Raw genomic sequence first — 20176 nt, forward strand, 5'->3', positions numbered from 1 at the left:
GTGTATCAGCCAAACAGATGTCGACTGACACACCGCTATCGCCGGCAAGCCGGCTCCTACAGGGACCGCATCAGCCGAACTTCTTTATATGAACCCTGCCCGCGCCAGATCGTCATCTACAGTGAACTTGCGCGGGACTACTTGAAACGTCACGGAGAACCACACTATGAGCACTGATGGTGCTTTGAGTCGAAGCCGTCTATTGCCGACCCTGCTCGGCATTCTGCTTCTGCTAATGGGCCTGGCCATGCTGGCCGGGGGGATCAAGCTGAGCATGCTCGGCGGCTCGCTGTATTACCTGCTGGCCGGTATCGGCCTGGCGCTGACCGGCGTGCTGCTGATTCTCGCTCGCCGCGCAGCCTTGGGCCTGTACGCGCTGGTGCTGTTCGCCAGCACCGTTTGGGCCTTGTGGGAAGTCGGCCTCGACTGGTGGCAACTGGTGCCGCGTCTGGCAATGTTGTTCGCGCTGGGCATCGTCATGCTGCTGCCGTGGTTCCGTCGTCCGCTGTTGCGCGAAGGCGCTGCACCGAAAGGCACCGGCGCACTGAGCGTGGCCGTGGTGCTCGCAGGCGTGGCCGCACTGGCCAGCCAATTCACCAACCCCGGTGAAATCAAAGGCCAACTGGACCGCGACAGCGTGCCGGGCATGACCAACACCGCCCCGGCCATGCCTGACGGTGACTGGAACTCCTACGGCCGCAGCGCTCACGGTGACCGTTACTCGCCGCTGGCGCAGATCACCCCGCAGAACGTCAACAAGCTCGTTCCGGCCTGGACCTACCGCACCGGCGACCTGCCGGGGCCGAACGATCCGGGTGAAACCACCGCTGAAAACACCCCGCTGAAAGCCAACGGCATGCTCTATGTGTGCACGCCGCACAGCCAGGTGATCGCGCTGGACCCGGACACCGGCAAGGAAATCTGGCATTTCGATCCGAAGCTCTCCACGCAAAACGCGGCGAACTTCAAGGGTTGGGCGCACATGACCTGCCGTGGCGTGACGTATCACGATGACGCGGCTTACGCCTCCGAGCAGAGCCCGACCGGCAGCGCCAGCGCGCCTGTCGCCAGCGTCTGCCCACGCCGGATCTTCCTGCCGACCGCCGACACCCGCCTGATCGCCCTGAACGCCGACACCGGCAAGATGTGCGAAGACTTCGGCGACAAAGGCCAGGTCGACCTGCGCGCCAACATCGGTGGTTTCACCGCCGGCGGCTACTACTCCACCTCGCCTCCAGCGGTCACCAAGGACCTGGTGGTGATTGGCGGCCACGTCACCGACAACGTCTCCACCGACGAGCCGAGCGGCGTGATCCGCGCGTTCGACGTGCACACCGGCAAACTGGTGTGGAACTGGGACAGCGGCAACCCGGACGACACCACGCCGATTGCCGAAGGCAAGGTCTACACCCGCAACTCGCCGAACATGTGGTCCATGTTCGCCGTCGACGAAAAACTCGGCATGCTCTACCTGCCGATGGGCAACCAGACGCCGGACCAGTTCGGTGGCGCTCGCACCCCGGAATCGGAACTGCACGCCGCCGGCCTGACCGCCCTCGACATCGGCACCGGCAAAGTGCGCTGGCACTTCCAGTTCACCCACCATGACCTGTGGGACATGGACGTTGGTGGCCAGCCAACCCTGATGGACCTGAAAACCGCAGACGGCGTGAAGCCGGCGGTACTCGCGTCCACCAAGCAAGGCAGCATCTACGTACTGGATCGCAGCACCGGCCAGGCGATTGTGCCGATCAACGAAGTGCCGGTTCCGCAAGGCGCTGTCGAAGGTGATCACACCTCGCCGACCCAACCGAAATCCGACCTCAACCTCATGCCGCCGCCGCTGCAAGAGCGCGACATGTGGGGCGTGACGCCATTCGACCAACTGATCTGCCGGATCGACTTCAAGTCCATGCGCTACGACGGCCCGTTCACCCCGCCGTCGCTGCAGGGTTCGATCGTGTATCCAGGCAACTTCGGCGTGTTCGACTGGGGCGGCATCTCGGTTGACCCGGTGCGTCAGATCGCTTTCGTGAACCCGAGCTACATGGCGTTCAAATCGAAACTGATCCCGGCCGCCGAAATCGCAGCCCAAGGCCCGCGTAAAAGCGAAACCGAAGGCGTGCAGCCCAACAAAGGCGCGCCGTACGGCGTAGTCCTCGAAGCATTGCTGTCGCCAATGGGCCTGCCGTGCCAGGCGCCGGCATGGGGTTATGTGGCGGCGATCGACCTGACCACCGCCAAAGTCCTGTGGAAACACAAGAACGGCACCGTGCGCGACAGCTCGCCGGTTCCGATCCCGCTGAGCATGGGCGTGCCTAGCCTGGGCGGCACCTTCACCACCGCCGGTGGCGTTGGCTTCCTGAGCGGCACCCTCGACCAGTACCTGCGTGCCTACGACGTGAAAAACGGCAAGCAACTGTGGGAAGGTCGCCTGCCTGCGGGCGCGCAAACCACACCGATGACCTACACCGGCAAGGACGGCAAGCAATACGTGCTCGTCGTGGCGGGCGGTCATGGTTCGCTGGGCACCAAGCAAGGTGACTATGTGATTGCTTACAAACTGTCCGAGTAAGTTTTAGCGGCGGTTAAAGCAAAGGCGACTCCCGTGAGGGGGTCGCCTTTTTTTGTGATCGACACACAACCCTGTAGGAGCCGGCTTGCTGGCGATCGCGGTTCAACATTCAACGTAGATGTTGGCTGTAAGGCCGCCATCGCCAGCAAGCCGGCTCCTACAAGGGTGGTGTAGGTTCGATAAATTGTGGGCAACAAAAAACCCGCCGTAGCGGGTTTTTCATTACAGCGGCCAACGGATCAGAAATCCTCCAGCCGCCACACTTCATAAGCCGGTGTCTCGTAGGGATGGCTCTGTTTCAAAGCCGCCACCACCGAACGGATCAACTCATCCGCCACCACCAGCTCAACTTTCCATTCCTCGACCTGTTCGACCTGCCCTGCTTCGCCAATGAACGGCTGACTGCCCTCCATTGGACGAAACTGACCCAGGCCCAACACCTGCCATGCGCAGTGCTCGTAAGCACCGATTCGCCCGCCACCGGCAGCGAACACAGCGCTTTTGACCACTTCGACATGACTGGTCGGAACAAAGAAGCTGAGCTTGTACACGGCGCTTAGTTCACCCACACGCGAGCGTTACGGAACATGCGCATCCATGGCGCGTCTTCGTTCCAGTCTTCCGAACGCCACGAGTTCTGCACGGCGCGGAACACACGTTCCGGGTGCGGCATCATGATCGTCACGCGACCGTCGCGGCTGGTCAAGCCGGTGATCCCGCGCGGCGAGCCGTTCGGGTTGGCCGGGTACTTCTCGGTGACCTTGCCATGGTTGTCGACGAAACGCATCGCCACGCAACCCGACAGATCGGCTTCCAGCAACGCTTCTTCACTGGAGAACTCGGCATGACCTTCGCCGTGTGCGATGGCGATCGGCATGCGCGAACCGGCCATGCCTTGCAGGAAGATCGAGTTCGACTCCTGGACCTGAACCATCGCCACACGGGCTTCGAACTGCTCGGAACGGTTACGCACGAAGTGCGGCCAGAACTCGCTGCCCGGAATCAGCTCGTGCAGGTTGGACATCATCTGGCAACCGTTGCACACGCCAAGGGTGAAGCTGTCGCTACGTTCGAAGAAACCCTGGAACGCATCGCGGGCGCGGCTGTTGAACAGCGCGGACTTGGCCCAGCCTTCACCGGCGCCCAGTACGTCGCCGTAGGAGAAGCCGCCGCAAGCGACCATGCCCTTGAAGTCGTTCAGGTCGACACGGCCGGCCAGAATGTCGCTCATGTGCACGTCGATTGCGTTGAAACCGGCGCGGTCAAACGCGGCCGCCATTTCCACCTGACCGTTGACGCCCTGCTCACGCAGCACGGCAACCTGTGGGCGGATGTTTTTCTTGATGTAAGGCGCGGCGACGTCCTGGTTGACGTCGTAGCTCAGCTTGACGCTCAGGCCCGGGTTGTCTTCTTCCAGCAGCACGTCGAACTCTTGCTCGGCGCAGTCGGCGTTATCACGCAGACGCTGGATCTGGTAGCTGGTTTCAGCCCATGTACGCTGCAGCAGACGACGCTGACCTTCAAACACGGTTTCGCCGTTGAAGGTGATGCTGATCTCGCCGTTGTTCATCGGCTGACCGATCACCGACACGCACTCGCCCAGACCGGCAGCGCTGAACTGCGCGAGGATGTCCGGAGTCGCGTCCTGGCGAACCTGGATCACGGCGCCCAGTTCTTCGTTGAACAGGATCGCGGCGATGTCGGCGGAGGTTTCCGCCAGACCGTCGAGGTTCAGGCTCAGGCCGCAGTGACCGGCGAAGGCCATTTCCACGGCGCTGGTCAGCAGACCACCGTCGGAACGGTCGTGGTAGGCCAGCAGGTGACCGTCGGCGTTCAGGCCCTGGATCACCGCGAAGAAGGCTTTCAGGTCTTCGGCATCATCGACGTCCGGCGCTTGCGAGCCGAGCTTGCCGTGAACCTGGGCCAGGATCGAGGCGCCCATGCGGTTCTGGCCACGGCCCAGATCGATCAGGATCAGGTCGGTGGTGCCCTTGTCCATGCGCAGTTCCGGGGTCAGGGTCTGACGGATGTCAGCCACTGGCGCGAAACCGGTCACGATCAGGGACATTGGCGAGGTGACGGTCTTGTCTTCGCCGTTGTCGCTCCAGCGCGTGGCCATGGACATGGAGTCCTTGCCCACCGGAATGGTGATGCCCAGCTCAGGGCACAGTTCCATGCCGACCGCTTTCACGGTGTCGTACAGACGCGCGTCTTCACCCGGGTGACCGGCAGCGGACATCCAGTTCGCCGACAGCTTGATGTCGGAGATCTTGTTGATGCGCGAAGCGGCGATGTTGGTCAGGGTTTCGCCGATGGCCATGCGGCCCGACGCCGGAGCGTCCAGCAGAGCCAGCGGAGTGCGCTCGCCCATGGCCATGGCTTCACCGGTGTAGACGTCGAAGCTGGTGGCGGTGACGGCAACGTCGGCCACCGGAACCTGCCACGGGCCGACCATCTGGTCACGGGCCACGAGGCCGGTGATGGTGCGGTCGCCGATGGTGATCAGGAAGCTTTTGCTCGCCACGGCCGGGTGATGCAGAACGCGCTCGACGCAGTCGGCAATCTCAAGGGTCGACGGATCGAAATCGTCGCCCAGCTCGTTTTCACGAACGGCCGAACGGTGCATGCGCGGGGCTTTGCCCAGCAGCACTTCCAGTGGCATGTCCACCGGGCTGTTGCCGAAGTGGCTGTCGGTGACGGTCAGTTGCGGCTCGGCAGTGGCTTCGCCGACCACGGCGAACGGGCAACGCTCGCGCTCGCAGATCGCCTGGAAGCGTTCGAAGTCAGCAGGGCCGACGGCCAGAACGTAGCGTTCCTGGGATTCGTTACTCCAGATTTCGTGCGGGGCCATGCCCGGCTCGTCGTTTGGAATGTTGCGCAGTTCGAAGCGGCCACCACGGTTGCCGTCGTTGACCAGTTCCGGGAAGGCGTTGGACAGACCGCCCGCACCCACGTCGTGGATGAAGCTGATCGGGTTCTTGTCACCCAGTTGCCAGCAACGGTCGATGACTTCCTGGCAGCGGCGTTCCATCTCAGGGTTTTCGCGCTGAACCGAAGCGAAGTCCAGGTCAGCCGAGCTGGTGCCGGTGGCCATGGAGGAAGCAGCGCCGCCGCCCAGACCGATCAACATCGCCGGGCCGCCGAGCACGATCAGCTTGGAGCCGACGGTGATCTCGCCTTTCTGTACGTGTTCGGCACGGATGTTACCCATGCCGCCGGCCAGCATGATCGGCTTGTGGTAACCGCGAACTTCGTCGCCACGCGGGGTGGTGATCGATTGTTCGAAGGTACGGAAGTAACCGGTCAGGGCCGGACGACCAAATTCGTTGTTGAACGCGGCGCCACCCAGTGGGCCTTCGATCATGATGTCCAGCGCGGTGACGATGCGCTCAGGCTTGCCGTACGGCACTTCCCACGGCTGTTCGAAGCCAGGGATCTGCAGGTTCGACACGGTGAAACCGGTCAGGCCGGCCTTTGGCTTGGCGCCACGACCGGTAGCGCCTTCGTCGCGGATCTCGCCACCGGAACCGGTGGACGCACCCGGGAACGGGGCAATCGCGGTCGGGTGGTTGTGCGTTTCGACTTTCATCAAAATGTGCACCGGCTCCTGTACCGCGCCGTACTGGCGGGTTTCAGGGTCCGGGAAGAAACGGCCGGCAACGTTACCGACTATCACCGAAGCGTTGTCCTTATAAGCGGACAGAACGCCTTCGCTGTGCATCTGGTAAGTGTTCTTGATCATGCCGAACAGGCTTTTTTCCTGGCTCTGACCGTCGATGTCCCAACTGGCGTTGAAGATCTTGTGACGGCAGTGCTCGGAGTTCGCCTGGGCGAACATCATCAGTTCGATGTCGTGCGGGTTGCGCTTCAAACCAACGAAGGCGTTGACCAGGTAATCGATCTCGTCTTCGGCCAGGGCCAGGCCCAGCTCGGTGTTGGCTTTTTCCAGCGCGGCGCGGCCGCCACCCAACACGTCGATCGCGGTCAGCGGCTTCGGTTCGGCGTGGCTGAACAGGCCGGCGGCCTGTTCAAGGTTGGCGAGGACGATCTGGGTCATGCGGTCATGCAGAACATCGGAGATCAGCTGCGCTTCGGCGTCGCTGAACTGGCCGGCGACGTAGAACGCGATACCGCGCTCCAGGCGCTGGATCTTGCTCAGGCCGCAATTGCGAGCGATGTCGCTGGCCTTGCTGGACCACGGCGAGATGGTGCCGAAACGCGGCAACACCAGGAACAGGCGACCGGTCGGTTCTTGAACCGGTACGCTTGGACCGTACTTCAGAAGGCGCGCGAGCACCTGCTGTTCGTCGCCGGTCAGGACGCCGGTAACTTCGGCGAAGTGAGCGAATTCAGCATACAAGCCGCTGACAGCCGAAACCTTCTGGCTCAGTTGCTCAAGGAGTTTGCTGTGGCGAAAGGCAGAAAGGGCAGGAGCGCCGCGCAGGATCAACATCTTCGGGACAGCCTCGGGAAGGGGTGTGCTTTGAGGCCGTGCATTCTAGCCTAAACCGCCCGCGACATCACCCGAAACGGTACGGGCGGCGTCACCCGGACGTCGGGCCGTGTATCCGGGGCCGAAACAGCGGTCGGCCAGGTGTTATTTTTTGTGTCACAAAAAGCCATTCGAGCCCATTCCTGCGGGCTCCAGAGCGGTTTTTTGCTCTCTAGCAGACAAGGCCTTCGCTGTCGAGATATGGCGCTCGTGGTCCTTTGCGTATACTGCGCAGATGTTTTCCCCAACGGCTTTGCGTCCGCGGTACGCCAAATGGCTGATCGCAACCGGACTCTTCCTGATGCTCAGTGGCTGTGTTGATAAACCCAACACGCTGGAGCGCGTAAAGGAGGATGGCGTGCTGCGGGTGGTTACCCGAAACAGCCCCGCTACCTACTTTCAGGATCGCAACGGTGAAACCGGCTTCGAATACGAGCTGGTGAAGCGCTTCGCCGACGATCTGGGGGTCGAACTCAAGATCGAAACCGCCGACAACCTTGACGACCTGTACAGCCAGGTGGGCAAGCCCAACGGTCCGGTGATCGCTGCGGCCGGCCTGGTCAGCAGCGAAGCGCGCAAACAGCAGGTGCGGTTTTCCCACTCCTATCTGGAAGTCACCCCGCAGATCATCTATCGCAACGGCCAGTCGCGGCCGACCGATGCAAAGGATCTGGTCGGCAAGAAGATCATGGTGCTCAAGGGCAGCACCCACGCCGGGCAACTGGCGGAGTTGAAACAGAAGTTTCCCGGCATTGAATACGAAGAGTCCGACGCGGTTGAAGTCGTCGACCTGCTGCGCATGGTCGATGAAGGCCAGATTGACCTGACCCTGGTCGACTCCAACGAAGTGGCGATGAACCAGGTCTACTTCACCAATATCCGGGTCGCCTTCGACCTTGGTGACGCCAGCGACCAGAGCTGGGCCGTGGCCGCCGGCGACGACAACAGCCTGCTCAACGAGATCAACGCCTACCTCGACAAGGTGAAGAAGAACGGCACGCTGCAACGCCTGAAGGACCGCTATTACGGGCACGTCGACGTACTCGGCTACATGGGCGCCACCACCTTCGCCCAGCATTTGCAGCAACGACTGCCCAAGTACGAGCAACACTTCAAGACCTACGCCAAGAAAGAGAAGGTCGACTGGCGCCTGCTGGCGGCAGTCGGTTACCAGGAATCCCTGTGGCAAGCGGCCGTCACGTCGAAGACTGGCGTGCGTGGCCTGATGATGCTGACCCAGAACACCGCGCAGGCGATGGGTGTGTCCAATCGCCTCGATCCGAAGCAGAGCATCATGGGCGGCGCCAAGTACCTGGCCTACATGAAGGAACAGCTGGATGAGTCGATCCAGGAACCGGACCGTACCTGGTTTGCGCTGGCGGCCTACAACGTCGGCAGCGGTCACCTGGATGACGCGCGCAAACTGGCGGCCAAGGAAGGGCTGAACCCGGACAAATGGCTGGACGTGAAGAAAATCCTGCCGCGCCTGTCCGAGAAAAAGTGGTACAGCAAAACCCGTTACGGCTACGCCCGCGGCGGCGAGCCGGTGCATTTCGTGGCGAACATCCGTCGCTACTACGACATCCTGACCTGGGTGACACAGCCTCAGCTGGAAGGCAATCAGGTGGCCGAAGGCAATCTGCATGTGCCGGGGGTCGACAAGTCCAAGCCGAGCCAGGAAACCCCGCAGCTTTAGATTTGTGTTGCTTTTGAGGACGCCTTCGCGGGCAAGTCGGATCGCCGCACCGCTCGCTCCTACAGGTCCGTGTTGTGCCGCAATTTTGCGTATGGCACCGACCCTGTAGGAGCGAGGCTTGCCCGCGAAGGCAGCGCCGCGGTCTTAGCCTTTTAGCGCTGCTGCCAGAATCAACGCCTTCATTTCAGACACCGCCGACTTGAACCCGACAAACAACGCATGCGCCACCAGCGCATGGCCGATGTTCAGTTCGTTGATGCCCTTGATCGCCGCGACCGCTTCGACGTTGTGATAGTGCAAACCGTGACCGGCGTTGACGATCAAACCCTGCGCCAGACCAAATGCCACGCCATCGGCCACGCGCTTGAGCTCTTCAGCCACGTCCGTCGGTGTCTCGGCATCGGCATAACGACCGGTGTGCAATTCAATCGCCGGAGCACCGACACGACGGGACGCTTCGATCTGCCGCTCGTCCGCATCGATGAACAGCGACACTTCGCAACCGATCTTCGCCAGGCGATCTACCGCTGCCTTGATCCGCGCTTCCTGCCCCGCTACGTCCAGACCGCCTTCGGTGGTCAGTTCCTGACGGGTTTCCGGCACCAGGCAAATGTGCGCCGGACGGATGCGCTCGGCGAACACCATCATTTCTTCGGTGACGCCCATTTCGAAGTTCATGCGGGTTTGCAGCACATCCTTGAGCACCAGCACGTCACGTTCCTGAATGTGCCGACGGTCTTCGCGAAGGTGCACGGTGATGCCGTCAGCGCCCGCCTCTTCCGCGTCCAGTGCGGCCTTGACCGGATCGGGATAGCGAGTGCCCCGGGCCTGGCGCAGGGTGGCAACGTGGTCGATGTTCACGCCAAGAAGAATGCGATTGCTGGTGGTCACGGAAGCGCTCCTGAATTTAAAGATTCGGCGCACAGCATACACGGGGCAACAAGGTCTGTTGATCCTTGGTGGGAGCGAAGATCAAGACCCTACGGCTTTCGAAACAACTCTCGGGAAACCAGGGGACGACCGCCCAGGTGAACGGCCAATGCCTGGCGCATCAAACGCTTGGCGGCGGACAACGCGCCGGGGGCCGACCAGTCGGCGTCGGCCATGGCCAGCAGTTCGGTGCCGTTGAACAGACCGGGTTGCAGCAGGTAGACCCGCTCCAGGCCGGCATCCACCTGTAGACGATACAGACCATCCGGCGCGACGGGTTCGCCGTGGATGTCGGTGTTCAGCGCGAAGCCGTAACCGAGATCGTCGAGCAAGCGCCATTCGAAGGAACGCAGCAGCGGCTCCAGCGGGCGGCCTTCGGCCAGCGCAAGCAAAGTCGCGGCGTAGTGATCGAAGACAGCGGGATGGGGATCTTCTGATGGCAACAGGCGAATCAGCAGCTCATTGAGGTAAAGCCCGCTGAACAGCGCTTCGCCGATGAGCCATGTCGACGTACCGGCACTTTCCATGCGCCCGACATTCTTCAACTCGCCCCGCCCCCGGAACTCGACTTCCAGCGGCACGAACGGCCGCGCCAACGTCCCGGCCTTGCCCCTCGCACTGCGCAACACCGCCCGCAGCCGACCTTGCGGCGTGAGGAAGTCCACCAGTGCGCTGTTTTCGCGGTAGGCGCGGGAGTGGAGGACGTAGGCGGGTTGGCCGATGGGCTGGGACATGATGCTCTCAATGACGGATCGCGATTTTACTAACACCCCAAAACCACTGTGGGAGCGAGCCTGCTCGCGATGAGGGACTGACATTCAACAAAATTGTTGACTGACAGACCGCTATCGCGAGCAGGCTCGCTCCCACAGTTTTATCACCTGGGCTCAGGTTTACAGGTCGCCGTAACCCAGCGAACGCAATGCGCGCTCATCGTCGGACCAGCCGCCTTTCACTTTGACCCAGAGGTTGAGCATGATCTTGGAGTCGAACAGCAGCTCCATGTCCTTGCGCGCCTCGGTGCCGATGCGCTTGATGCGCTCGCCCTTGTCGCCAATGATGATTTTCTTCTGGCCGTCACGTTCGACGAGGATCAACGCATGAATGTGCAGGGTTTTCCCCTGCTGCTTGAACTCTTCGATTTCCACGGTGATCTGGTATGGCAGCTCGGCGCCCAGCTGACGCATGATTTTCTCACGCACCAGTTCAGCGGCGAGGAAGCGGCTGCTGCGGTCGGTGATCTGGTCTTCCGGGAAGAAGTGATCGTTTTCCGGCAGGTGCTCGGCGATCACTCGTTCCAGCGTGTCGAGGTTATGCCCGTGCTGGGCCGAGATCGGCATGATCTGCGCGTTCGGCAGCTGTTCCTGCAACCAGGTCAGGTGCGGCATCAGCTCGGCTTTGTCTTCGATGCGGTCGGTCTTGTTCAACGCTACGATCAGCGGGCCGGTCACATACTGGACGCGCTCGAGCACCATCTGGTCTTCGTCGGTCCACTTGGTGCGATCCACCACGAAGATCACCACGTCGACGTCTTTCAACGCCGCCGAAGCGGTCTTGTTCATGTAGCGGTTCAAGGCCTTTTCGCCGCCCTTGTGCATACCCGGGGTGTCGACGTAGATCGCCTGGACGGCGCCTTCGGTCTTGATGCCCAGCATGTTGTGGCGGGTGGTCTGAGGTTTGCGCGAAGTGATCGCCAGCTTCTGGCCGAGGATGTGGTTCAGCAGCGTGGACTTGCCCACGTTGGGACGGCCGACGATGGCAACATAGCCACAGCGTGTTGCGGTTGAATCAGTCATTGCCATTCTCCACACCCAGGGCTATCAGTGCTGCGGCGGCCGCTACCTGTTCGGCAATACGACGACTCACACCCTGACCTCGGCTTTTTTCATTCAGTAAGGTGATTTCGCATTCGACGAAGAACGTCCGGCAATGCGGCTCACCCTGGATATCCACCACTTCGTAACGCGGCAGCTCACAACCACGGGACTGCAGGAATTCCTGCAGGCGGGTTTTTGGATCTTTGTTGGTGTCGACCAGCGTCAGGCCTTCGAACTCGCCGGCCAGCCAGGCCAGCACGCGCTCGCGCGCCACGTCCATGCCGGCGTCCAGGTAGATCGCACCGATCAGCGCTTCCAGGGCATCGGCCAGAATCGACTCGCGACGGAAACCGCCGCTTTTCAACTCGCCGGAACCCAGACGCAAGTAATCGCCCAGATCGAAACCGCGGGCCAGTACAGCCAGAGTCTCACCTTTCACCAGACGTGCGCGCAAACGCGACAACTGGCCTTCGCGGGCCAGCGGGAAGCGATCGAACAGCGCCTCGCCAGCGACGAAGTTGAGGATGGCATCACCGAGGAATTCCAGGCGTTCGTTGTTGCGCCCGGCAAAGCTGCGGTGAGTCAGGGCCAGGACCATCAGTTCCTGATCCTTGAAGGTGTAGCCGAGCTGACGCTCTAGACGGCTTAAGGAGACGCTCACGGTTTACCCACGCTGAGTTCGTGGCTGGATTCCACCGCCATCGCCGTGGTGCGGCGCAGGCTTGGGACAATTAACGCTGTGTTCAAAAATTACGTCCTGAATATCATTGTTTTCATGCGTCTGGCGCCGATTGTGGCAGTTCCAGAAATGCATTCGGCGCTGTGTTCAACAGCGCCGTGTGTGATTACTTGATCAGGCCAACCCGCGAGAAATTCGGCAGGTGACTGAGTTTGGGTTCCGGCCAGCTCATCCAGACTGCGAAGGCCTTGCCGACGATATTCTTGTCGGGAACCATGCCCAGCAGATCCTTGGGAATAGTCGGATCATCCCAGTAACGACTGTCGTTCGAGTTGTCGCGGTTATCGCCCATCATGAAGTAGTGCCCGGCAGGCACGGTCCACGTATGGTCAGGCGATGCGCGATAACGGCTCATTTCCTTGCGGATCAAGTGCTCGGCGGCACCGAGTTTTTCCTTGTAGAGCTCGGCGCTGCCCAGCGTGCCCGGCTCGGAGCCGACCAGTTGCTCGGCAATCGACTCGCCGTTGACGAACAGGCGCTTGTCGGCGGTGTAGCGAACCTGATCACCCGGCAGGCCGACCACACGCTTGATGTAGTTGACGTTCGGATCACTCGGGTAACGGAACACCATCACATCGCCGCGCTGCGGATCACCGACATCGATGACTTTCTTGTCGATCACCGGCAGGCGGATCCCGTAGGAAAACTTGCTCACCAGAATGAAGTCGCCGACATCCAGCGTCGGTTTCATCGAGCCGGAAGGAATCTGGAACGGCTCCACCAGGAACGAACGCAGGACCAGCACGATGAACAACACCGGGAAGAACGACTTGCCGTATTCGACCAGCAGCGGCTCTTTGTTCAGCTTCTCGACCACCACCACATCCGGCTGGCTGACGCTGCCCTGATAGGAGGCGATGGCGGCACGCCGACGCGGCGCCAGGAAAACCAGATCAAGCAACGCCAACAGGCCGCAGACGAACACGGCGATGACCAGCAACAGCGGGAAATTTAGTGACATAGGACCTAACTATCCAACCTGAGCACTGCAAGGAAGGCTTCTTGTGGAATTTCCACGTTGCCGACTTGCTTCATGCGTTTCTTACCGGCCTTTTGCTTTTCCAGCAGCTTTTTCTTACGGCTGACGTCACCACCGTAGCATTTGGCCAATACGTTCTTTCTGAGTGCCTTGACGGTTGTCCGCGCCACAATCTGACCGCCAATGGCGGCCTGGATTGCCACGTCGAACATCTGCCGTGGAATCAGTTCTTTCATCTTCTCGGTCAACTGGCGACCTTTGTAGTTCGCATTGTCACGGTGCACGATCAGCGCCAGGGCGTCGACCTTGTCACCGTTGATCAACACATCCAGTTTCACCAGATTAGCCGATTGATAACGATCGAAATGGTAATCCAGCGAAGCATAGCCACGGCTGGTGGATTTCAGACGGTCGAAGAAGTCCAGGACCACTTCGTTCATCGGCAAATCGTAGGTCACCTGAACCTGAGTACCGAGGAACAGCATGTCGTGCTGCACGCCACGCTTCTCGATGCACAGGGTAATAACGTTGCCCAGGTGTTCTTGCGGCACAAGAATGTTGGCCCGCACGATCGGCTCGCGCATGTCTTCGATCGTGGACAGGTCCGGAAGCTTCGACGGGTTATCGACGTAGATCGTTTCACCGGTTTTCAGCAACAGCTCGAAAATTACCGTCGGCGCCGTGGTGATCAGGTCCAGGTCGTACTCGCGCTCCAGGCGCTCCTGGATGATTTCCATGTGCAGCATGCCGAGGAAACCACAACGGAAGCCGAAGCCCAGGGCGTCGGAGCTTTCCGGGGTGTACTGCAGCGACGAGTCGTTGAGCGTGAGCTTTTGCAGGGCTTCACGGAAATCTTCGAAGTCGTCGGAGCTGACCGGGAACAGACCGGCGTACACCTGCGGTTGAATGCGTTTGAAACCTGGCAGCACGTCAACGTCGGGGGTGGAGCTCAAGGTCAGGGTGTCGCCCACTGGCGCACCGTGAATGTCCTTGATGCTCGCGATAATGAAGCCCACTTCACCGGCCTTCAGGTCGGCGGTAGGGGTGTGTTTCGGGTTGAATACACCGACGCTGTCCACCAGGTGGATCTTGCCGGTGGACTTGACCAGGATCTTGTCGCCCTTCTTCACGCGACCGTGGCGCACGCGCACCAGGGACACAACGCCCAGGTAGTTGTCGAACCAGGAGTCGATGATCAACGCTTGCAGCGGATCGTCGTAGTTGCCGGTCGGCGCCGGAATGGTGGTGACCAGGCGCTCCAGCACTTCATCGACGCCCAGACCGGTCTTGGCACTGCAAGTGACCGCGTCGGTGGCATCGATGCCGATGATTTTTTCGATTTCTTCCTTGACGCGGTCCGGATCGGCCTGTGGCAGGTCGATCTTGTTCAGGACCGGCATGACTTCCAGGCCCTGCTCGATCGCCGTGTAGCAGTTGGCAACCGACTGCGCTTCCACGCCCTGACCGGCATCGACCACCAGCAAGGCACCTTCACAGGCCGCCAGCGACCGGCTGACTTCGTAGGTGAAGTCAACGTGGCCCGGGGTGTCAATGAAGTTCAGCTGGTACTTGATGCCATCGCGAGCGGTGTAATAGAGGGTGACGCTGTGGGCCTTGATGGTGATCCCGCGTTCACGTTCCAGGTCCATGGAGTCCAGCACCTGGGCTTCCATTTCGCGCTCGGCAAGGCCGCCGCACATCTGGATGAAGCGATCGGCCAGCGTCGACTTGCCATGGTCAATGTGGGCGATGATGGAGAAATTGCGGATATGACTCAAATCACTCACGGATCAACACTCAAAAAGGCTGCAGGCATGGCCCGCCGAAAAATAGCCGGGAATTGTACCTGATCCACGGCGCAAGCGTCACGTTCGCAGGTCAGACGGCACCTACAAAAAACGCCCCGGTCTTGCGACAGGGGCGTTTTTGAAGGCTTTTGCAGGAGCCGGCTTGCTGGCGATGGGGGCGCCGCAGTGGGTCTGGATGACCGCGGTGATGCCATCGCCGGCAAGCCGGCTCCTACAGGTTCGTGTGTTTCAACCGGCTCGGCGCAGGAGGTAGACACCTGCCAGGGCACATACACCCGCCGGCACCAGCACCGCAAACAGCGGCGAGAACCCGAACACCAGGCTCGAAGGCCCCAGCAGGTCCTGGACGATGCGGAAGGTGAAGCCCACCAGCACGCCGGTGAATACCCGCTGACCGAGGGTAACCGAGCGCAGCGGACCGAAGATGAAGGAGATCGCCATCAGTACCAGGGCGGCAGTGACCAGCGGCTGCAACACCTTGACCCAAAATGCCAGCCAGTAGCGGCCATTGTTCAACCCCTGATCCGCCAGGTAGTGGATGTAACTCCACAGGCCGGTGATCGACAGCGAATCCGGCGACATCACCACGGTGCTCAGCAGTTGCGGGCTCAGCGCCACGTTCCAGCGCTCGACCGGGGCCGTGACCACTTCGGTGCTCTTGTCATGGAACAGCGTGGTCGTGACATCGCTCAACTGCCAGTGATCCTGATCGAATTTCGCGCGTTTGGCGAAGCTCGAGGACAGCATGTGCCGCTGATCGTCGAAGCGATAACGGGTCACGCCGTACAGCACGCCGTTGGGTTGTACCGAGTTGACGTGGATGAACTCCTCGCCCTGACGGTGCCACAGGCCATGCTTGGCGCTTTGCGCATCACCACTGCCTTGAGCCAGCGAGCGGTTGGCCTGCGCGGTGCTTTCGGTCGCCGGCGCGATGTACTCGCCAATCAACACGCCCACCACCATCAGGATCAGCATCGGCTTCATGACGGCCCAGACGATCCGGCCGATCGACACGCCCGCAGCGCGCATGATGGTCAGCTCGCTGTGGCTGGCCAGACTGCCGAGACCGATCAGACAGCCGATCAGTGCTGCCATCGGCAACATGTCGTAAAGACGACGCGGCGCAGTCAGCAGGACGTAACTCAAGACATCAACCAGGGTGTAGGTATCGCTGACTTCACCCATCTCGTCGATGAAAGCGAACAGCGTGGCCAGACCGAGAATAATCCCCAGTACCGCCAGGATCGCGATAAAGACGCTGCTACCGATGTAGCGATCGAGCTTAACCACGGGCCACCTCCAGCGCGCTGCGGCGACTCGCCCGCTTCAACTGCCAGGGTTCCCAATAGAGCAAGCCAAGGCCGATGGCCAGGAAGATTGCGTGAACCCACCACAAGCCCAGCGCGGGCGGGATCTTGCCCTTTTCGAGGGCGCCGCGAGCGGCAATCAGGATGCTCAGGTAAGCCATATAAAGAAGAATCGCCGGCAGCAGCTTGAGGAAACGGCCCTGGCGCGGATTGACCCGCGACAGCGGCACCGCCATCAGGGTCACGATGAAGACCAGCAAGGGCAAGGACAGGCGCCATTGCAGCTCGGTGCGCGAACGCAGGTCATCACTGCCGAGCAACGAACTGGTGGGCATTGCATCACGGTCGGTGACTTCGTCGCTGACGTCCGGTTTAGGCAGCAACACGCCGTACTCTTCGTACTTGATCGCACGATAGTCGGCCTGCCCCGGGTTACCGTCGTAGCGATAACCGTTGTCGAGAATCAGGTAGCGGTTGCCGTCGGGGCGGATTTCCTGACGGCCCTTCTCGGCCACCAGCACGGAAATCCCGCGATCCTTCTTGTCCGACGAGACGTTCTTTTGCGAAATGAACACGCCGCCGAGGTGGATGCGGTCATCCGACAGGGTTTCGGTGTAGGTCACCCGGGTGCCGTCACGCAGGGCCTGGAAGCGGCCCGGCTCGAGGGTATCGAACTCGGTCAGCGCATCTTGTTTGTTCAGCAGTAACTGAAACTGATTGGCCCCTTGTGGCGCCAGGCTCAGGCTCAACCATGCCACCACCAGTGCCACCAGGGTGGCCGGAAACAGGGTCATGGTGAACAGGCGCTGTTGGCTCATGCCCGTGGCGGAGAGCACGGTCATTTCACTTTCAAGGTACAGGCGACCGTAGGCCAGCAGGATCCCGAGGAACAGGCCCAGCGGCAGGATCAGTTGCAGAAAGCCTGGCAGGCGAAAGCCCATGATCAGGAACAGCGAGCCCGGATCCAGAAGGCCAGCCGCCGCCTGGGCGAGGTATTTGATGAAGCGTCCGCTCATGATGATGACCAGCAGCACGGCACTGACGGCGCTCAAGGTCAACAGGACTTCGCGGGATAGGTAACGGAAGACGATCAAACCAGACACTCCAGGGTTGTCAGGCTAAGGCGGCCAAACAAGCAAACGTATCAGGCAGCCCGCAAGACAGAGCTGCCGAAAAAAGTTGGCGCATTATCCTGTGATTGGACGCGCCTGTCACTGCGCATGGTTACGCAGGCGGCCAAAGCGCAGAAGATCGTACAACCGAGGGTTGTCAGGCGCCGGTAGCGAGGTTCAAACTGCGGCCTTTGTCGCAAGCCGTGACTTGCGTCTTTCACTCTATAAATAAGCAGGCTCGAACGTCTGTCGTCGAGCACTTGCGTGTTGACCCATCATTCAGGGACCCGGACATGGAACTGGTTGTAAAAAGCGTTAACCCAGAAACGTTGAAAACCTCCACCCTGGTAGTCGCCGTCGGCGAAGGCCGCAAGCTCGGCGCCGTTGCCAAACAACTCGACGAACTGAGCGGCGGCGCCATCAGCGCAGTGCTCAAGCGTGGCGACCTGGCCGGCAAGGTTGGCCAGAGCCTGTTGCTGCACAGCCTGCCGAACCTGAAAGCCGAGCGCGTGTTGCTGGTCGGCGTGGGCAAGGACGAAGAACTGGGTGACCGCCCGTTCCGTAAAATCATCGCCGGCGTCCTCAACACCCTGAAAGGCCTGGGCGGCAGCGATGCTGTGCTGGCGCTGGACGAAGTGATCGTCAAGGGTCGCGACAGCTATGGCAAAACCCGCCTGCTGGCCGAAACCCTGGTGGACGGCGAATACACCTTCGATCAGTTCAAGAGCCAGAAAGCCGAACCTCGCGCCCTGAAGAAAGTCACCCTGGTGACCATCAAGGCGGCCCAGGCTGAAGTCGAGCGCGCCGTGGCCCACGCCACCGCGATCGCCAACGGCATGGCGTTCACCCGCAACCTGGGCAACCTGCCGCCGAACATCTGCCACCCGACGTTCCTCGGCGAGCAAGCGAAAAACCTCGGTAAAGAATTCAAAAGCCTGAAAGTCGAAGTCCTTGATGAGAAGAAAATCAAGGAACTGGGCATGGGCTCGTTCTACGCCGTCGGCCAGGGCAGCGCCCAGCCACCGCGCCTGATCGTCATGCAATACAACGGCGGCAAGAAATCCGAGAAGCCGTACGCCCTGGTCGGCAAAGGCATCACCTTCGACACCGGCGGCATCAGCCTGAAGCCGGGCGCCGGCATGGATGAAATGAAGTACGACATGGGCGGCGCTGCCAGCGTGTTCGGCACCCTGCGCGCCGTGCTCGAGCTGAAACTGCCGATCAACCTGGTGTGCATCCTCGCCTGCGCCGAGAACATGCCGAGCGGCAACGCTTCGCGTCCGGGCGACATCGTCACCACCATGAGCGGCCAGACCGTGGAAATCCTCAACACCGACGCCGAAGGCCGTCTGGTGCTGTGCGATGCCCTGACCTACTCCGAGCGCTTCAAGCCGCAAGCCGTGATCGACATCGCAACCCTGACCGGCGCTTGCGTCGTTGCATTGGGTGCGCACACCTCCGGCCTGCTGGGCAACAACGACGAACTGATCGGCCAGCTGCTGAGCGCCGGCCAATCGGCTGACGACCGCGCCTGGCAACTGCCGTTGTTCGACGAGTATCAAGAGCAGCTGGACAGCCCGTTCGCCGACATCGCCAACATTGGCGGGCCGAAAGCCGGCACCATCACCGCTGCCTGCTTCCTGTCGCGCTTCACCAAGAACCTGAACTGGGCGCACCTGGACATCGCCGGCACCGCCTGGACCAGCGGCGGCAAGGACAAGGGCGCCACTGGCCGTCCGGTTCCATTGCTGACCCAGTACCTGCTGGACCGCGCCAAAGCCTGAAACCGATGACCTCGGGCGGCGTTGCTTTCGGGCGACGCCGCCTGGGGCTCAGGAACCGCAATGACCAAAGTCGACTTCTATATCCTGCCCAGCGCCGATCCTTCGGCACGGCTGGATTTCGCCTGCAAGCTCACCGATAAAGCCTGGCGCATGGGCCATCGCATCTACCTGCATTGCAGCGATGCCGCCCAGCGTGACGATCTCGATGCGCGCCTGTGGGCCTTCAAGGGCGAAAGCTTCGTGCCCCACGGCCCCGCCGAAAGCGAGCCGGACGGTTTGATTGTGCTGGGTCTTGGCGATGACTGCGGTCAACATCAGGATTTGCTGGTCAACCTCGACCTGAAAGTCCCGGCCTTTGCCAACAAATTCGCCCGGGTGGCGGAAGTGGTGGTGGAGGATCCGGCGATACGCACGGCTGCGCGGGAGAGTTTCCGTTTCTACCGCGAACAGGGCTATCCTCTGCAAGATCACCGTTTACAGCGACTCTGAGCATTCCGATGGACACTCCAAAACCGCTGCAAAAGTCCGCGCACCTGCTGGACGACCTTGAGTCGATCCGCCAATTGCTCGGCGATGACAACCTGCAACCACCGCTGCTGACCGACACGGTCGACGATGGAGAGCAGGAACAGATTCCGATGTTGTTCGACACGGTCAGCGCCAGTCAGCCCACCGTCGCACCGACGCCAGTCGCCGCTGCCGCGCAACCGGCACCCGCTGCCAAAGGCCCCGACGACCTGCTGCACCTGGACAGCGAACTGCGCGCCGCCGCGCAATTGATCATGCAAGACGTGATCGACGACTTCGCCCCGCACATCGAAACCGAAATCAAACGCCGCCTCAGCGCGCGCCTTGAGCGGTTATTGAGCCAGTACAACGACTAAATCCAACACAAATCCCTGTGGGAGCGAGCCTGCTCGCGATAGCGGAGTGTCAG

15 protein-coding genes are annotated in these 20176 nt (G+C 61.1%); 5 read left to right on the forward strand and 10 right to left on the reverse strand.

What is annotated here, in order from left to right; translation table 11 throughout:
* Window positions 1-166: 166 nt before the first annotated feature.
* Entirely contained in the window at window positions 167-2575 is a 2409-nt protein-coding gene (locus KGA97_RS24610; RefSeq protein ID WP_223481675.1) for a glucose/quinate/shikimate family membrane-bound PQQ-dependent dehydrogenase, read from the forward strand.
* Window positions 2576-2814: 239 nt separating this feature from the next.
* Here the strand turns inward: KGA97_RS24610 and KGA97_RS24615 are convergent, their stop codons facing one another.
* Complete coding sequence (locus tag KGA97_RS24615) at window positions 2815-3126, reverse strand: YqfO family protein (RefSeq protein ID WP_032828634.1); 312 nt, start codon at window positions 3124-3126, stop codon at window positions 2815-2817.
* Window positions 3127-3131: 5 nt separating this feature from the next.
* Window positions 3132-7028, reverse strand: coding sequence for a phosphoribosylformylglycinamidine synthase (gene purL / locus KGA97_RS24620; protein ID WP_008042487.1), 3897 nt, complete (start codon window positions 7026-7028; stop codon window positions 3132-3134).
* Between the two features lie 274 nt (window positions 7029-7302).
* Between purL and mltF the strand changes: the two genes are divergently transcribed.
* Window positions 7303-8763, forward strand: a complete 1461-nt coding sequence (gene mltF, locus KGA97_RS24625; RefSeq protein ID WP_032832725.1) for a membrane-bound lytic murein transglycosylase MltF — start codon at window positions 7303-7305, stop codon at window positions 8761-8763.
* A gap of 144 nt (window positions 8764-8907) precedes the next feature.
* Here mltF and pdxJ read toward each other — a convergent pair whose 3' ends face one another.
* The 8 genes from pdxJ to lptF form a co-directional block, all read right to left on the reverse strand.
* Window positions 8908-9654, reverse strand: coding sequence for a pyridoxine 5'-phosphate synthase (gene pdxJ / locus KGA97_RS24630; RefSeq protein WP_008042485.1), 747 nt, complete (start codon window positions 9652-9654; stop codon window positions 8908-8910).
* 89 nt (window positions 9655-9743) lie between these two features.
* Entirely contained in the window at window positions 9744-10427 is a 684-nt protein-coding gene (gene recO, locus KGA97_RS24635) for a DNA repair protein RecO (RefSeq protein ID WP_008026692.1), read from the reverse strand.
* A 159-nt stretch (window positions 10428-10586) separates the two neighbouring features.
* Window positions 10587-11489, reverse strand: a complete 903-nt coding sequence (gene era / locus KGA97_RS24640; RefSeq protein WP_008026691.1) for a GTPase Era — start codon at window positions 11487-11489, stop codon at window positions 10587-10589.
* Entirely contained in the window at window positions 11482-12171 is a 690-nt protein-coding gene (gene rnc, locus KGA97_RS24645) for a ribonuclease III (RefSeq protein WP_032828632.1), read from the reverse strand. Before rnc ends, era begins: the two co-directional genes overlap by 8 nt.
* A gap of 184 nt (window positions 12172-12355) precedes the next feature.
* Window positions 12356-13210 carry a signal peptidase I gene (lepB, locus tag KGA97_RS24650; protein ID WP_008026689.1) on the reverse strand — a complete coding sequence of 285 codons (855 nt, stop codon included), beginning with the start codon at window positions 13208-13210 and terminating at the stop codon, window positions 12356-12358.
* Between the two features lie 5 nt (window positions 13211-13215).
* Window positions 13216-15015, reverse strand: a complete 1800-nt coding sequence (lepA, locus tag KGA97_RS24655) for a translation elongation factor 4 (protein ID WP_008026688.1) — start codon at window positions 15013-15015, stop codon at window positions 13216-13218.
* Window positions 15016-15264: 249 nt separating this feature from the next.
* Window positions 15265-16326 carry an LPS export ABC transporter permease LptG gene (gene lptG / locus KGA97_RS24660; protein WP_008042483.1) on the reverse strand — a complete coding sequence of 354 codons (1062 nt, stop codon included), beginning with the start codon at window positions 16324-16326 and terminating at the stop codon, window positions 15265-15267.
* The gene (gene lptF, locus KGA97_RS24665) at window positions 16319-17437 is read right to left on the reverse strand and encodes an LPS export ABC transporter permease LptF (protein ID WP_008042482.1); all 1119 of its coding nucleotides are present in this window, start codon (window positions 17435-17437) and stop codon (window positions 16319-16321) included. Before lptF ends, lptG begins: the two co-directional genes overlap by 8 nt.
* A 311-nt stretch (window positions 17438-17748) precedes the next feature.
* On the opposite strand from lptF, the gene KGA97_RS24670 reads away from it, so the two are divergent.
* From KGA97_RS24670 to KGA97_RS24680, 3 genes are read left to right on the forward strand one after another with little or no spacing between them, the layout of a single operon-like run.
* Window positions 17749-19239, forward strand: a complete 1491-nt coding sequence (locus tag KGA97_RS24670) for a leucyl aminopeptidase (RefSeq protein WP_192228538.1) — start codon at window positions 17749-17751, stop codon at window positions 19237-19239.
* A gap of 60 nt (window positions 19240-19299) precedes the next feature.
* Window positions 19300-19728 (forward strand): DNA polymerase III subunit chi, encoded by a 429-nt coding sequence (locus KGA97_RS24675; RefSeq protein ID WP_008026678.1) that lies wholly within the window; start codon window positions 19300-19302, stop codon window positions 19726-19728.
* Between the two features lie 8 nt (window positions 19729-19736).
* Window positions 19737-20123, forward strand: a complete 387-nt coding sequence (locus KGA97_RS24680; RefSeq protein WP_008026675.1) for a hypothetical protein — start codon at window positions 19737-19739, stop codon at window positions 20121-20123.
* Window positions 20124-20176 lie beyond the last annotated feature (53 nt).

This window comes from Pseudomonas sp. BF-B-15 (assembly GCF_019946675.1).
Taxonomy (GTDB): domain Bacteria; phylum Pseudomonadota; class Gammaproteobacteria; order Pseudomonadales; family Pseudomonadaceae; genus Aquipseudomonas; species Aquipseudomonas migulae.